We start from the raw sequence: 14,774 nt of genomic DNA, 5'->3' as shown, positions 1-14,774 counted from the left end.
AACAAGATGTGTGGCTCGGGTATGAAGGCACTGATGCTGGCCCACGACCAGCTCAGGGCGGGCAGCGCCGAACTGATGATCGCCGGTGGCATGGAGAGCATGAGCCTGGCGCCCTACCTGTTGCCGAAGGTGCGGGCGGGCTTGCGCATGGGACATGCCCAGTTGCTAGACCACATGTTTTTCGACGGACTCGAAGACGCCTATGAAGGCGGTCTGATGGGCTCGTTCGCCCAGCAGACGGCGGACAAGTACGGCGTCAGTCGGGAGGCGATGGACGACTTCGCGCTCGAATCGCTAAGCCGGGCGCAAAGGGCCATTACCGAGGGGGATTTTGCCGAGGAAATCATCCCCGTGCAGGTGGTAAGTCGCCATGGTGCAGTGGCGGTCGAGACCGACGAACAGCCGGGCAAGGCCAGACCGGAAAAAATCCGCCGGCTTAATCCGGCCTTCGCCAAAGACGGTACCGTCACGGCCGCCAATTCCAGCTCCATCTCCGATGGCGCCGCCGCCCTGGTGGTGACCACCGCCGAGCACGCCCGGACGCTGGGACTCCCCCCCCTGGCCCGGGTGCTGACCCACTCCACCCATGCCCGGTTGCCTGCCGAGTTCACTCTGGCACCGATTGGTGCCATTCGAAAAGTGCTCGAGAAAGTGGGCTGGCAGGTGGGCGAGGTGGACCTTTATGAAATCAATGAAGCCTTCGCGGTAGTGACTCTGCTGGCGATCAACGAGCTCAAGCTCGATGCCGCCAAGGTGAATGTCAACGGTGGCGCCTGCGCCCTGGGCCACCCCATCGGTGCCAGCGGTGCCCGCATTGTGGTGACCCTGCTGCATGCCTTGCGTCGGCGGGGGTTGAAAAGAGGGGTAGCGGCACTGTGCATCGGTGGCGGCGAAGCCACGGCGGTGGCACTGGAGCTGCTTTAACCTGAGGCTGATTTAACTGGTAACGGATGAAACCTAGAGGGAGTAAAGCCATGGCGTATCAGGTTCCGCTGCTGATTGGCGGCAAAATGGTGCCCAGCCGCACCGAACAGTGGCTGGAGGTGAACAATCCGGCCACCCAGAAGGTGATTGCCCGTCTGCCCTGCGCTACCGAGGCGGAAGTAGAGGCGGCGGTGGTGGCGGCCAGTGCCGCCTTTGTGGAGTGGAAAGAGACGCCGGTGCCGGAGCGAGCCCGGCTGATGCTGCGTTATCAGGCGTTGCTGAAAGAGCACCACGACGAAATCGCTTGCCTGCTCAGCCGGGATACCGGCAAGACGCTCGAGGATGCCAAAGGCGATGTGTGGCGTGGCATCGAGGTGGTGGAGCAGGCCGCCAATATCGCTTCGCTCAGCATGGGGGAAACCCAGGAAAACGTGGCCCGCGGGGTCGACTGTTACAGCTTTACCCAACCTCTGGGCGTCTGCGTGGGCATCACACCATTCAACTTTCCGGCGATGATACCGTTGTGGATGTTTCCGCTCGCCATCGCCTGCGGCAACACCTTCGTGCTCAAGCCCTCGGAACAGGACCCTCTGGTGCCGATGCGGCTGGCGGAGCTGTTTATGGCCGCAGGGGCACCCGACGGCCTGCTGCAGGTGATACACGGGGGCAAGGAGGTGGTCGATTTGCTGCTGGTGCACCCGCAGGTGCGCGCCATTTCCTTCGTCGGCTCGGTGGCGGCGGGACAGCATATCTACCGCACCGGCACCGACCATCTGAAGCGGGTACAGGCCTTCGCCGGTGCCAAGAACCACATGGTGGTACTGCCCGATGCCAACCGGCAGCAGGCAATCAACAACCTGGTCGGCGCCTCGGTCGGTGCCGCTGGTCAGCGCTGCATGGCCATTTCGGTGGCGGTGCTGGTGGGCGAGGCCAGGGAGTTGCTCCCCGAGCTGCAGGCGGCGATGGCCAAGGTGCGGCCCGGTATCTGGAATGACCCCGACGCCGGATATGGCCCCTTGATCAGCCCGGCGGCCAAAACACGGGTATTGCAGTTGATCGCCGAGGGCAAGCGCGAGGGGGCCGACTGCCTGCTCGACGGCAGCCATGTCCGGGTGAGTGGCTACCCGGACGGCAACTGGCTGGGACCGACTCTGTTCGGCGGCGTGACCACCGACATGACTATTTACAAGGAAGAGATCTTCGGCCCCGTGCTATTGGTGATAATGGTAGACAACCTGGATGAAGCCATTGCCCTGGTGAACGCCAATCCCTATGGCAATGGCACCTCGATATTCACCGCCTCGGGGGCGGCGGCGCGCAAATATCAGCACGAAATCCAGGTCGGACAGGTCGGCATCAACGTACCCATACCGGTGCCGCTGCCGTTTTTCTCTTTCACCGGCTGGCGCAATTCCTTCTACGGCGACCTGCACGCCTACGGCAAGCAGGCGGTGCGTTTCTACACCGAAACCAAGACCATCACAGCCCGCTGGTTTGATGACGAGGCCGTGGCCGACCCCAATATGTCGATTCACCTTAAATGAAAACCTACAAGTTAGAGTTATTGGTTTTTATATGGAGTCGCAAGCTTCAGCCGATTGTTGGAGTGTGCAAGTTCGTCGGCCAAGGGGCACTGCTTCGCCGACACGCCGTGAGGGTATGCCACTCGCCATTTCAACCCGCTGCGAATATTCACCGAATATTCGGTCGGGTCGAAATGCCTCGTTTTGGCGAGCAAGCTCGCCCCATGGGGGCTCCGGGCGCATCTGACCGCCAGGGATGGTGGGAATGCCGAAAATGCAGGAGCAATTTTCGGCCAGGGCACAGAGGGTGCGGCGAAGCAGACACCCCTTGCCCTCCTTGTTTGCCATCGAGTTCCCAGACAGCCTTCAACAGGCACTGCGGGCGTAGGGCGACGCAACAGCAGGGATTGCTGTATTCGACCGTCACATGCCAGGGATGGCATGTGCCGAGCGACACAGGGATGTGCTCGAAGCGTGTCGAAGGAAGCAACCCTGCTGATGCGTCGCTTTGCCCGGACTGTCGGTGGCTTGTTATCAGGCTTGAAGCCAAGCCCAAAGGGAGATCTTATGGACTTTGAACTGAGTGACGAACAGCGCGCCTTCGTCGAGCTGGCCGGTGACTTTGCCCGTAACGAACTGGAGCCCCATGCGGCCGACTGGGACCGTGACCATTATTTTCCGGTCGAGGTGCTGTACAAGGCCGGAGGGCTCGGCTTTTGCGGCCTTTACACCCCCGAGTCGGCCGGTGGTCTGGGTCTGAGCAGGCTCGACGCCAGCCTGATCTTCGAACGCCTGTCCATGGGCTGCACCTCTACCACCGCCTTCCTCACCATTCACAACATGGTTACCTGGATGATAGCGAGCTTCGGAGCACAGGACTGCTGGGCCCGCTGGGGCGAAGGATTGGTCAGCGGGCAGCTGCTGGGCTCCTACTGTTTGACCGAAGCCAATGCCGGCTCCGATGCCGTAGCCCTGAAAACCAGTGCCCGCCGGGTAGGGGATCATTACGAGCTCAACGGCAGCAAGATGTTTATTTCCGGCGCCGGCAGCACCCAGGTGCTGGTGGTGATGGCCCGTACCGGCGGCGAGGGGGCAGGCGGTATTTCCTCTTTCGCGCTGGATGCCGACAGCCCCGGCATCACCTATGGCCGACCCGAAGACAAGATGGGCTGGAACAGTCAGCCGACCCGCACCGTCACCTTCGAGGGGGTCAAAGTACCGGCGGGGCAGCTGCTGGGGCGGGAAGGTGAGGGCTTCAAGATAGCGATGAAGGGGCTGGATGGCGGGCGTATCAACATTGCCAGCTGCTCGCTGGGCACGGCCCAGCAGGCCTTGAACAAGGCGCGGCAGTACCTGCAGGAGCGTAGCCAGTTCGGCCGAAAACTGGCCGAGTTTCAGGCTTTGCAGTTTACGCTGGCCGATATGGCGACCGAGCTGGTGGCGGCCCGCCAGCTGGTACGGTTGGCCGCCTGCAGGCTGGACGGGGGGCATGCGGATGCCACCACTTATTGCGCCATGGCCAAGCGGTTTGCCACCGACGTGGGGTTTAGGGTGTGCGATCAGGCACTGCAGTTGTATGGTGGCTACGGTTATATCCGGGAGTATCCGCTGGAGCGTTATCTGCGCGATACCCGGGTACATCGTATTCTGGAGGGCACCAACGAGATCATGAAGTTGTTGATCGCCCGCCGGGTGCTGGCGGAAGGGAGCGGGGAGTTGTGATGACGGTTGTGGAAAAGGGGACGCCAGTCGGACAAAGGGCCTGCTCCTCCGACACGCTGTGGATACTTCCATGTACGCTCTCCGTTTCGTCCCTGAAACGGAAGGTCGGCAGAGCAGATCCCTTTGTCCTCTTCGGGACAGAAGAGTCTCCGGATGGCACCTTCAACAGACAGCTCCGAGTCGTTCAAGAGGCAACAGGGATTGCTTCTGAGAAAGCGGAATAAGGAGAATGTATGAGCGGCCTGATCATCGAAGAATACCCGACTGAAGATGGTAAACGCATCGGTCATATCCGGCTGAATGCCGAGCGCAGTCTCAATGCTTTGACTCTGGAGATGATCGAACAGATGCTGCCGACCCTGAGGGCCTGGCAGCAGGAGCCGCAGCTGGTGGCGGTGCTGCTCGATGGTGCCGGTGACAGGGCCTTCTGCGCCGGCGGCGATGTGGTAAGTCTGTATCACGCCATACGTGAAACCGGGCCTGCCGATGAGCGGGGGCTGACGGCCATACCTGAATTGGCGGCGCGCTTCTTCGAGCAGGAATATCGGCTCGATTACCTGCTGCATACCTTCGGCAAGCCGGTGCTGTGCTGGGGGGGCGGCATCGTCATGGGCGGCGGCCTGGGGCTGTTCAGCGGTAGCTCGCAGCGTATCGTCACCGAAACCAGTCGGCTGGCAATGCCGGAGGTGACCATAGCGCTGTATCCGGATGTGGGCGGCAGCTGGTTTATCAATCATTTTCCGCCGGGGCTGGGGGAATTTATCGCCCTGACCGGGTGCGCCATCAACGGGAACGACGCCCATTGGCTGGGGCTTGGTAACAGGGCCATCGCCGTCAACAAGCGGGGCGAGCTCCTGCCGGCGCTGTTGGCGGTGACGGAGTGGAGCAAGCCCGAGGCGGCGGTGAATGCCGTGCTGCGCCAGCTTGAGGTAGACTCGGTGGAGGCCTTTTCCGACTTGCCGTCCCCCCTGAGGTCGCATCAGCCGCAGATCCGCAGCCTGCTGGATAAAGACAGCCTGGCGGACAAGGTGGCGGCGATACTCGGCGCCGAGTGCGAAGACCCCTGGTATCACAAGACCCGGCAAAGTCTGGCGGCGGGCAGTCCGCTGGCCATAGCGGTGATTGCCGAACAGTTGCGCCGCAGCCGGCATTGTTCGCTGGCCGAGGTGTTTCGCCGAGAGCTGGCGCTGTCGGTGCAGCTGTGCCGGTTTCCGGAATTTGCCGAAGGCGTGCGGGCCCGATTGATCGACAAGGATAACCGACCCGACTGGACTTTCGGCAGTCTGGATGAGGTGGACGAGGCGCTGCTGGCGGCGTTGTTCGAATCGCCCTGGCCGGTCAACCCGCTATCCGATCTGTAACGGAGGTGAACACATGACAAGCATCGCATTTATCGGCCTGGGCAACATGGGCGGCCCCATGGTGGTGAACCTGCTCAAGGCGGGGCTCCGGGTGCGGGTATTCGACTTGCAGCCCGAGGCTGTTCTGCGTGCTGCCAAGCACGGGGCCGAAGCGGCCGAGTCTGCTGCCGAGGTGGTGCAGCAGGCGGAGGTGGTGATCTCCATGCTGCAAAGCGGCGCCCAGGTGGACTCACTCTATGTGAGCGGTCCGGATCCCCTGTTCAGGCATCTGGCGGCGGGTACCCTGGTGATCGACTGTTCTACCATAGATGCGGCTACCGCCAGGGCCACGGCCGCTCAGGCCATGACCCATGGTTTGGAATTTGTCGACGCCCCCGTGTCCGGCGGGGTAGCAGGTGCCGAAGCCGGTACTCTTACCTTTATCGTCGGTGGCACGGCGGCGCAATTTGCCCGGGCCGAGCCCATACTGGGCCAGATGGGGCAGAAGATACTGCATGCAGGAGAGCACGGCGCGGGGCAGATAGCCAAGGCCTGCAATAACATGCTTCTGGCGGTGCAGATGGCGGGAACCTGCGAGGCGCTCAACATGGGCATCAACAACGGCCTGGATCCCAAGGTGCTGTCGGAGATCATCAAGCAGAGCTCGGGTAACAACTGGGTGCTGCAGGTATATAACCCGGTGCCGGGCGTGATGGAGAAGGTGCCAGCATCCCGTGGTTATCAGGGCGGCTTTCAGGTCAAACTGATGTGCAAGGATCTGAATATCGCCATGGATCTTAGCCGGGACAGCGGCTCGCCGGTCCCCATGGGATCTGCCGCAAAGGCGCTGTTCAACCTGCATCAGGTGGCGGGCTTTGATGAACTGGATTTTTCCAGCCTGCTGAGGTTATTCCGGCAAGGGGAATAACGCCTTTTTGCTGGATAGCCAATTTGTTATTGCGCATAAAGAGGCCGCAGGGTTACCTCCTCCGACACGCTTCGGTGAAATGACACTTACTGTTTCAACCTGCTGCGAACATTCACTGGATGTTCGGTCAGGCTGAAACAGTTCGTCACGGCGAGACAAGATCGCCCCCTGTGACGCTCAGCAAATGCCATCTGACCGCCAGGGACGGCGGGAATGCCGAAATGGCAGGAGCATTTTTCGGCCCTGGCATTTGATGGTCGGCTGAGGAAATCCCCGCAGCCTCTTTGATAACCCGGAGCCGTCTGTCGGAGGTGCCATCGGGCGACTATGCTTCCTCGAAGATGGCTTTAGCCCACGGCGAGTTGGCGGATCAGACCCTTGGCCGATACTGCAAGAGTGACAGGCAAGTAAAGTTATCAACTGGCTCCTGTTGTAAACGGAGGTAAACGATGGATATCAAAGGCAAGGTGGTGGCGATTACCGGTGCGGGCCGGGGACTGGGGCAGGCGATGGCTCATCATCTGGCCCGCAGAGGCGCGACGCTGGCGCTGATCGACAATGACGAGCCGGCGCTGGCCAAAAGCGGAGAAATGGTGGCGGCCACCGGCTCCCGGGTGGGTGTGTATTTGTGTGATATCACCGATGAAACCCAGGTGACGGACACCTTCGGTCATCTGGCGCGAGAGCTGGGCGGGCTGGATGTGTTGGTCAACAACGCGGGCCTGATGCGAGATGCCCTGCTGGTCAAACTGGAAGAGGGCAAGATCGTCAGCAGGATGAGCCTGCAACAGTGGCAGCAGGTGGTGGATGTCAATCTCACCGGCACCTTTCTCTGCGGTCGGGAGGCGGCGGCGATCATGGTCGAGCGGGGAGAGGGTGGCCTTATCGTCAATATTTCTTCGGTGGCCCGGGCCGGGAATCGGGGCCAGAGTAACTATGCGGCCACCAAGGCCGGGGTGGCCGCGCTGGTGGTGTGCTGGGCCGGCGAGCTGAGTCGCTATGGCATCCGGGTGACGGGTATCGCCCCCGGGGTGATCGACACCCCCATGACCGCCCAGATGAAGCCGGAGGCGATGGCGCGAATCACCCGTAATATTCCCTTGGGCCGACTGGCCGAGACAGACGAGCTGGTACATAGCCTGCAGTACATCATCGACAACGATTATTTTCATGGCAGGGTGCTGGAAATGGACGGCGGCTTGCGGCTGTAGGATTGATAACAAGCGCTGCCACCTCCCCGAAGCGGTGATTCCTCCAGATGATGGGAATCACCGCTTCGGGGATTTTTTATGCTCGTTTGTTACATATTGGGGTAGTTGGGGCCGCTGCCGCCTTCCGGTGGTGTCCAGCGGATATTCTGCGCCGGATCCTTGATGTCGCAGGCTTTGCAGTGCACACAGTTGGCGGCGTTGATCTGAAACCTGGGCTCACCATCCGTGGTGACGATCTCGTAGACCCCGGCCGGGCAATAACGCTGGGCGGGCTCCTGGTAGCGTGGCAGGCTATCACGCAGCGGCAGGGCGGGATCGGTCAGCACCAGATGACAGGGCTGATCCTCGTCGTGACCGGTATTGGCCAGATATACCGACGATAGCCGGTCGAACGACAACTGGCCGTCGGGCCTGGGGTAGTCTATTTTCCGGCACCGGGCGGCAGGCGTCAGAGTTGCGTGATCGGGAATGCGGTTGTGCAGGGTAAAGGGCAGCTTTCCCCCCAGCAAGTTGTGGTTCAGATAGTTGAAGGCGCCGCCCAGCCAGGGTCCGAATTTATGCAATGCGGGAATGAAGTTTCGGCTTTGCTTCAGCTCCTTGTAGAGCCAGCTGTCTTTGAAGGTCGCGTCAAAATCGGTGAGGGTGCGAGCGCCTGGAATACCAGCGGCCAGGGTCCGCACCAGGGTGTCGGCGGCCAGGATGCCGGATTTCATGGCGGTATGAATGCCCTTGATCCTGGCACCATCCAGGGTGCCCGCATCGCAGCCCAGCAGCAGGGCACCTGGCATGGTCATGCGCGGCAGCGAGTTCAGGCCTCCCTTGGTAATTGCGCGGGCGCCGAAGGCCAGCCGTTTGCCGCCATAAAGGTGGCGGGACAGCAGCGGATGCTGCTTGAGCCGCTGGCATTCCTCGAAGGGGCTGAGCCAGGGGTTGGTGTAGTCGAGATCCACGATCAGACCCACCGATACCTGGTTGTCATCCCCGTGATACATGAAAAAACCACCCTGAGCTTCTTTCAATGGCCAGCCACTGCCGTGTATCACCAGGCCGGGCTTGTGGCGTTCTGGCGCCAGCTGCCATAACTCCTTGATACCGAGTGCATAGTGCTGGGGATCCCGGGCCTGGTCGAGCTTGAAGCGGCTGATCAACTCCTTGCCGATATGGCCGCGGCTGCCCTCGGCAAAGAGGGTGTATCGGGCGCGCAGCTCCATGCCCGGCACATGATTGAGCTTGGGGGTACCATCTGCCGCCAGCCCCATGTCGCCGGTGATAATGCCGCATACCGAGCCCTGATCGTCGTAAAGCGGTGCCTGGGCGGCAAAGCCCGGGAATATCGCTACCCCCAGTTGCTCGGCCTGTTCCGCCAGCCAGCGGCACAGGTTACCCAGGCTGATGATGTAATTGCCCTGGTTGTGCATGGGTGAGGGCACCAGGGCGGGGGGCAACTCTATGCCTCCGGTCTGTCCTGTCAGCATATAGACACGGTCGTCGCCGACGGCGGTGTGAACTGGCGCGCCCCTGGCTTGCCAGTCGGGAAACAGCTCGGCCAGGGCGCGAATGTCGAGCAGGGCGCCGGACAGAATATGCGCTCCCACCTCGGCGCCTTTTTCCACCACGCAGACGCTGAGCGTCAGCCCGGCGTCTGCGGCCTGCTGCATCAGCCGGCAGGCCGAGGCCAGTCCGGCGGGGCCGGCCCCCACTATCACCACATCAAACTCCATCGATTCCCGTTGCATCATCCGATCTCGCTGTCGTTGGGGTATGGCTAAAGTATTGTATTGGTTGCGATATTTAACAAAGGTGAAAACGGCAGGATCCGAGGTCATGGAGTAGTATTAAGGCAGATCCGAAAGCGTCCGGAGGCAAGGATGAAGGTGCTGGTCACGATCAAGCGAGTTATCGATTACCACGTCAGGGTCAGGGTACTGAATGATGAGAGCAACGTGGATCTGAACAATGTGAAGATGGCGGCAAACCCCTTCTGCGAGATCGCGCTGGAAGAGGCGGTGCGCATGAAGGAAGCGGGCTGGGTATCGGAAATCGTAGCAGTGTCCATTGGGCCGCAGACGGCGCAGGAGCAATTGCGCATGGCGCTGGCGCTGGGCGCAGACCGGGCCTTGCTGGTGCCGGTCGAGGGCCTTGTAGAGCCGCTGACGGTAGCCAAGCTGCTGGCAAAGTTGGTAGATCGGGAACAGCCCGGGCTGGTGTTGCTCGGCAAACAGTCCATCGACACCGACAACAATCAGGTCGGTCAGATGCTGGCAGCGCTTACCGGTTGGCCTCAGGGTACCTTCGCCTCTCGCATCGAACGGGATGGCGACGAGCTGCGGGTGACACGGGAAGTGGATGGCGGCCTGCAGACCCTGGCGCTTACGCTGCCGGCGGTGGTCACCACGGATCTGCGACTGAACGAGCCGCGCTATGCCTCCCTGCCCAATATAATGAAGGCCAAACAGAAGCCACTGGAAACCCTCACGCTTGACGATCTTGGCGTGGAATGCCGGGCGCATAGCCGACTGCTGAAGGTGACGGCACCTCCGGTGCGCAAGGCGGGCATCCGGCTGGCCGATGTGACCGAGCTGGTGGATAAACTGAAAAACGACGCAAAGGTGATCTGATGGCGACTCTGGTGATAGCGGAACACGATAACGGCGAAATAAAGCCCGCCACACTGCACTCCCTGACCGCCGCCACCGGGCTGGGTGGTGAGATCGATCTCCTGATCATGGGGCATGACTGTCGCGTGGTAGCCGAGGCCGCTCGTGGCCTTGGCATCCGAAAGGTATTGCTGGCGGATGATGCGAGTCATGAGCATCAGCTGGCCGAGCCCTGCGCCGCCCTAGTGGTGTCGCTGGCCGGTGATTACAGTCATGTGCTGGCGGCGGCTACTACTCAAGGCAAGAATCTGTTGCCCCGGGTGGCGGCGCTGCTGGATGTAGGCATGGTGTCGGATGTGATTGGCATCGAAGCCGCCGACACCTTCCGCCGGCCCATCTATGCGGGCAACGCTATCGCCACGGTGCAATCGCTGGACCCCATCAAGGTGCTGACCGTGCGTGCCACCGCCTTTGAGGCCATGCCCCCCGGTGATGGACAGGCGGAACTTGAAGTGCTGGCGCCGGTGGCCGGTCCCAGTGGCAGTTGCTTTGTCGGTGAGGAGCTGGCGACCAGCGAGCGGCCCGAGCTGACCGCGGCGCGGGTGGTGATCTCCGGCGGTCGGGGTATGGGCTCGAAAGAGAATTTTGCCTTGCTGGAACAAGTGGCCGACAAGCTGAACGCGGCGGTGGGCGCCACCCGGGCGGCGGTGGATGCGGGCTTTGCCGCCAACGACATGCAGGTAGGGCAAACCGGCAAGATAGTGGCGCCCGAGCTTTACATTGCCGTGGGCCTGTCAGGCGCCATCCAGCATCTGGCAGGGATGAAAGATTCGAAAATCATCGTCGCCATCAACAAGGATGGCGAGGCCCCCATCTTCGAGGTGGCCGATTATGGGCTGGTGGCCGATCTGTTCGATGTGCTGCCAGAGTTGGACAAGGAGTTGGGTAAGGAGTTGGATAAGCTGTAGTGAGTTGTGCAACCGAATGTCCGGATTCAAGCCACACTTTGTTGTAATAAAACAACTAAAGCCGCTATAGTGGTGCTCAGTCTGCCGCCGGCAGCCGGTTCGAATGGACTCTTACATGAGAACAAGGGGAAATATGGCAAAAAATAATCACCCTACCGCCGGTACCCGTACATTGTTTCATTGTCGTTATCGGCCATCTTGCGTATACTTTTACCCCGTCTTGAATTCCACATTTCATTCGTTCCCTAGCTTTCTTCAGGTTCTGCATGACGACTAAATATATTTTTGTTACTGGTGGGGTTGTTTCCTCCCTGGGTAAAGGCATTGCTGCCGGCTCCCTGGCGGCCATCCTCGAGGCTCGTGGTCTTAATGTGACCATTATGAAGCTGGATCCTTACATTAACGTAGATCCGGGAACCATGAGCCCGACCCAGCACGGTGAAGTCTTCGTGACGGATGACGGTGCTGAAACCGACCTGGATCTTGGTCATTACGAGCGTTTCATTCGTACCAAAATGACTCGCCGCAACAACTTCACCTCCGGCCGTGTTTATGCGGACGTGCTGCGCAAGGAACGACGTGGCGACTACCTGGGGGCGACCATTCAGGTGATCCCGCACATCACCAATGCCATCAAGGACAGAGTGATTGCCGGTGCCGAAGGGCACCAGGTAGCTATTGTGGAAGTCGGCGGCACTGTTGGTGATATCGAATCGCTGCCGTTCCTCGAGGCGCTGCGTCAGCTGGCGGTGGTTGTGGGCCGGGAAAATACCCTGTTCATGCACCTGACTCTGGTGCCTTATCTGGCGGCGGCCGGCGAGGTGAAAACCAAGCCGACCCAGCACTCGGTCAAAGAGCTGCTTTCTATCGGCATTCAGCCCGATATTCTGATTTGCCGCAGTGACAGAGTCATTCCGCCTCACGAACGCGCCAAGATTGCGCTGTTCTGTAACGTGTCCGAAAAGGCCGTTATCTCGCTGAAAGACGTGGATTCCATCTACAAGATCCCGGCGCTGCTGAGATCTCAGGGGCTGGACGAACTGGTGGTCAAGCGCTTCGGACTGGATTGCCCGCCCTCGGATTTGTCCGAATGGGAACAGGTGATCTACGAAGAAGCCAACCCCATGGGTGAAGTCACCATCGGCATGGTCGGCAAATATATCGAGCTGCCCGATGCCTACAAGTCGGTGAACGAGGCGCTCAAGCACGGCGGCCTGAAAAACCGGTTGACCGTCAACATCAAATACATCGACTCCCAGGATCTGGAAAGCAAGGGTCTGGGTCTGCTCGAAGGTCTGGACGCCATTCTGGTGCCCGGTGGCTTCGGCGAGCGCGGTGTAGAAGGCAAGATCATGGCGGCCCGTTATGCGCGTGAAAATCGCGTGCCTTACCTGGGTATCTGCCTGGGAATGCAGGTGGCGTTGATCGAATACGCTCGCAACGTGGCCGGCCTGGAAGGCGCCCATTCGTCCGAGTTCGACAAGCAAAGCCCCTATCCGGTGGTGGGTCTGATCACCGAATGGATTGACGAAGAAGGCAATGTCGAAGTGCGTGACGAACAGTCTGATCTGGGCGGCACCATGCGCCTGGGCGCACAGCTGTGCCACCTGGAGCCTGGCTCCAAGGTGCACGCCCTGTACGGCTCCGACACCATCTATGAGCGTCATCGCCACCGTTATGAAGTGAACAATCGCCTGCTGCCGAAGATTGAAGCAGCCGGCCTGAAAGTGACCGGTCGTTCCGCCGACAAGAAGTTGGTCGAGATCATCGAAAATCCGGATCATCCCTGGTTTGTGGCGGCGCAGTTCCATCCGGAATTCACCTCCACCCCGCGTGATGGCCATGGCCTCTTTGCCGGTTTCGTGAAGGCGGCGGGTCAATACCAGCGGGGCGAGCTGGAATAATCTGATACAACGGCTGAGCCTGAGGCTCAGCCGCATTTTTTAGTGCTTTATCTCGTTTTTACCTTTCAACTATTTTTACCTTTAAACTAAGAGGAAGTTAGAGAATGGCTAAGATCGTTAAAGTGATCGGTCGTGAAATCATCGACTCTCGTGGCAACCCTACCGTAGAAGCAGATGTGTTCCTGGAAGGCGGCTTCATGGGCCGCGCTGCGGCGCCGTCTGGCGCTTCTACCGGTTCCCGCGAGGCCCTGGAACTGCGTGACGGCGACAAGTCCCGCTTTCTGGGCAAAGGCGTGCAAATTGCCGTCGCCAACATCAACGACCAGATTGCTGCCGCTCTGATTGGCAAGGATGCAACCCAACAGGCCGAGATTGATCAGATCATGATCGACCTGGACGGTACCGATAACAAAGCCACGCTGGGTGCCAACGCCATCCTGGCCGTGTCCCTGGCCACCGCCAAGGCCGCCGCCGCCGCCAAGGGCCTGCCGCTGTACGCCTGGATCGCCGAACTGAACGGTACCCCGGGTCAGTACTCCATGCCGTTGCCGATGATGAATATCATCAACGGCGGTGAGCATGCCGACAACAACGTCGACATTCAGGAATTCATGATTCAGCCGGTCGGCGCCAAGAACATCAAGGAAGCGCTGCGTATCGGTGCCGAGGTGTTCCACAACCTGGCCAAGGTACTGAAGGCCAAGGGCCTGAGCACTGCCGTGGGTGACGAAGGTGGCTTCGCGCCGGACCTGGAGTCCAACGCGGCCGCCTTGGCCTCCATCAAGGAAGCGGTAGAGCAAGCCGGTTACGTGCTGGGTAAAGACGTGACTCTGGCCATGGACTGCGCGGCTTCCGAGTTCTTCGACAAGGAAGCGGGTAACTACAATCTGAAAGGCGAAGGCAAGATCTTCACCTCCCAGGAGTTCACCCATTACCTGGAAGAGCTGACCAAGCAGTATCCGATCGTATCTATCGAAGATGGACTGGACGAGTCTGACTGGGACGGTTTCGCTTATCAGACCAAGATCCTGGGCGACAAGATCCAGTTGGTAGGTGACGATCTGTTCGTGACCAACACCAAGATCCTGAAAGAAGGTATCGACAAGGGCATCGCCAACAGCATTCTGATCAAGTTCAACCAGATTGGCTCCCTGACCGAAACCCTGAATGCCATCAAGATGGCCAAGGACGCCGGTTACACCGCAGTGATTTCTCACCGCTCCGGTGAAACCGAAGATGCCACCATCGCCGATCTGGCGGTAGGCACCTGTGCCGGCCAGATCAAGACCGGCTCCATGAGCCGCTCCGATCGCGTTGCCAAGTACAATCAGCTGATCCGCATCGAAGAAGAGCTGGACGGCAAGGCCCCGTACCACGGCCTGTCCGAGGTAAAAGGCCAGGCTTAATGCCTGCCCTGAAATGAACAAAGCCCCGCCTTGAGCGGGGCTTTTTGTTCATTATTGGTATGGTGCGCAATGCGAAGCATCAGCAGGTTATACCAATCTGTAAAACTAACTGATCTGTTTAGCTGCCCTGTAAAGGTCGGACGAAAGGTCTACTCCACCGACACGCTGCAAGCACCTCCATGTGGCGCTCAGCACATGACGTCCTGTCATGTGATGGTCGGTAGAGTAGAACCCTTCATCCGCCCCTCTGC

11 protein-coding genes are annotated in these 14,774 nt (G+C 60.1%); 10 read left to right on the top strand and 1 reads right to left on the bottom strand.

Annotated features, from left to right (window positions below):
• From UN63_RS09000 to UN63_RS08970, 6 genes are all read left to right on the top strand, one after another.
• The coding region (locus tag UN63_RS09000; RefSeq protein WP_104486436.1) for an acetyl-CoA C-acyltransferase at window positions 1-924 on the top strand (924 nt) is incomplete at its 5' end.
• 50 nt (window positions 925-974) lie between these two features.
• On the top strand, window positions 975-2,468 hold the full coding sequence (locus tag UN63_RS08995) for a CoA-acylating methylmalonate-semialdehyde dehydrogenase (RefSeq protein ID WP_104486432.1): 1,494 nt from the start codon (window positions 975-977) through the stop codon (window positions 2,466-2,468).
• A 546-nt stretch (window positions 2,469-3,014) separates the two neighbouring features.
• A complete protein-coding gene (locus UN63_RS08990; RefSeq protein WP_104486431.1) occupies window positions 3,015-4,169 on the top strand; it encodes an acyl-CoA dehydrogenase family protein in 1,155 nt (384 codons plus the stop codon).
• Window positions 4,170-4,402: 233 nt separating this feature from the next.
• Window positions 4,403-5,530, top strand: coding sequence for an enoyl-CoA hydratase/isomerase family protein (locus tag UN63_RS08980; protein ID WP_104486429.1), 1,128 nt, complete (start codon window positions 4,403-4,405; stop codon window positions 5,528-5,530).
• A gap of 13 nt (window positions 5,531-5,543) precedes the next feature.
• Window positions 5,544-6,437, top strand: a complete 894-nt coding sequence (gene mmsB, locus UN63_RS08975) for a 3-hydroxyisobutyrate dehydrogenase (RefSeq protein WP_104486428.1) — start codon at window positions 5,544-5,546, stop codon at window positions 6,435-6,437.
• Window positions 6,438-6,886: 449 nt separating this feature from the next.
• Window positions 6,887-7,648 (top strand): SDR family NAD(P)-dependent oxidoreductase, encoded by a 762-nt coding sequence (locus UN63_RS08970; protein WP_104486427.1) that lies wholly within the window; start codon window positions 6,887-6,889, stop codon window positions 7,646-7,648.
• Between the two features lie 89 nt (window positions 7,649-7,737).
• Here the strand turns inward: UN63_RS08970 and UN63_RS08965 are convergent, their stop codons facing one another.
• Complete coding sequence (locus UN63_RS08965; protein ID WP_104486435.1) at window positions 7,738-9,384, bottom strand: electron transfer flavoprotein-ubiquinone oxidoreductase; 1,647 nt, start codon at window positions 9,382-9,384, stop codon at window positions 7,738-7,740.
• 132 nt (window positions 9,385-9,516) lie between these two features.
• On the opposite strand from UN63_RS08965, the gene UN63_RS08960 reads away from it, so the two are divergent.
• The 4 genes from UN63_RS08960 to eno all read left to right on the top strand — a co-directional run bounded on the left by UN63_RS08960 (window position 9,517) and on the right by eno (window position 14,523).
• The gene (locus UN63_RS08960) at window positions 9,517-10,266 is read left to right on the top strand and encodes an electron transfer flavoprotein subunit beta/FixA family protein (RefSeq protein WP_104486426.1); all 750 of its coding nucleotides are present in this window, start codon (window positions 9,517-9,519) and stop codon (window positions 10,264-10,266) included.
• Window positions 10,266-11,213: an electron transfer flavoprotein subunit alpha/FixB family protein gene (locus UN63_RS08955; RefSeq protein WP_104486425.1), complete on the top strand. Its 948-nt coding sequence runs from the start codon at window positions 10,266-10,268 to the stop codon at window positions 11,211-11,213. The genes UN63_RS08960 and UN63_RS08955 overlap by 1 nt, the downstream gene beginning before the upstream one ends.
• A gap of 266 nt (window positions 11,214-11,479) precedes the next feature.
• Window positions 11,480-13,117 carry a glutamine hydrolyzing CTP synthase gene (gene pyrG / locus UN63_RS08950; protein WP_104486424.1) on the top strand — a complete coding sequence of 546 codons (1,638 nt, stop codon included), beginning with the start codon at window positions 11,480-11,482 and terminating at the stop codon, window positions 13,115-13,117.
• Between the two features lie 104 nt (window positions 13,118-13,221).
• A complete protein-coding gene (gene eno / locus UN63_RS08945; protein WP_104486423.1) occupies window positions 13,222-14,523 on the top strand; it encodes a phosphopyruvate hydratase in 1,302 nt (433 codons plus the stop codon).
• Window positions 14,524-14,774: the final 251 nt, after the last annotated feature.

Origin of the sequence: Oceanisphaera arctica (assembly GCF_002936955.1) — a bacterium.
GTDB lineage: Bacteria > Pseudomonadota > Gammaproteobacteria > Enterobacterales > Aeromonadaceae > Oceanimonas > Oceanimonas arctica.
The sequence above is the reverse complement of the archived record's forward strand: the minus strand, read 5'-3'. Positions and strand labels throughout refer to the sequence as shown.

Coding starts and splice junctions, on each gene's coding strand:
- UN63_RS08995 (WP_104486432.1), top strand. CDS start 975: ATGGCGTATCAGGTTCCGCTGCTGATTGGCGGCAAAATGGTGCCCAGC.
- UN63_RS08990 (WP_104486431.1), top strand. CDS start 3,015: ATGGACTTTGAACTGAGTGACGAACAGCGCGCCTTCGTCGAGCTGGCC.
- UN63_RS08980 (WP_104486429.1), top strand. CDS start 4,403: ATGAGCGGCCTGATCATCGAAGAATACCCGACTGAAGATGGTAAACGC.
- mmsB (WP_104486428.1), top strand. CDS start 5,544: ATGACAAGCATCGCATTTATCGGCCTGGGCAACATGGGCGGCCCCATG.
- UN63_RS08970 (WP_104486427.1), top strand. CDS start 6,887: ATGGATATCAAAGGCAAGGTGGTGGCGATTACCGGTGCGGGCCGGGGA.
- UN63_RS08965 (WP_104486435.1), bottom strand. CDS start 9,384: ATGCAACGGGAATCGATGGAGTTTGATGTGGTGATAGTGGGGGCCGGC.
- UN63_RS08960 (WP_104486426.1), top strand. CDS start 9,517: ATGAAGGTGCTGGTCACGATCAAGCGAGTTATCGATTACCACGTCAGG.
- UN63_RS08955 (WP_104486425.1), top strand. CDS start 10,266: ATGGCGACTCTGGTGATAGCGGAACACGATAACGGCGAAATAAAGCCC.
- pyrG (WP_104486424.1), top strand. CDS start 11,480: ATGACGACTAAATATATTTTTGTTACTGGTGGGGTTGTTTCCTCCCTG.
- eno (WP_104486423.1), top strand. CDS start 13,222: ATGGCTAAGATCGTTAAAGTGATCGGTCGTGAAATCATCGACTCTCGT.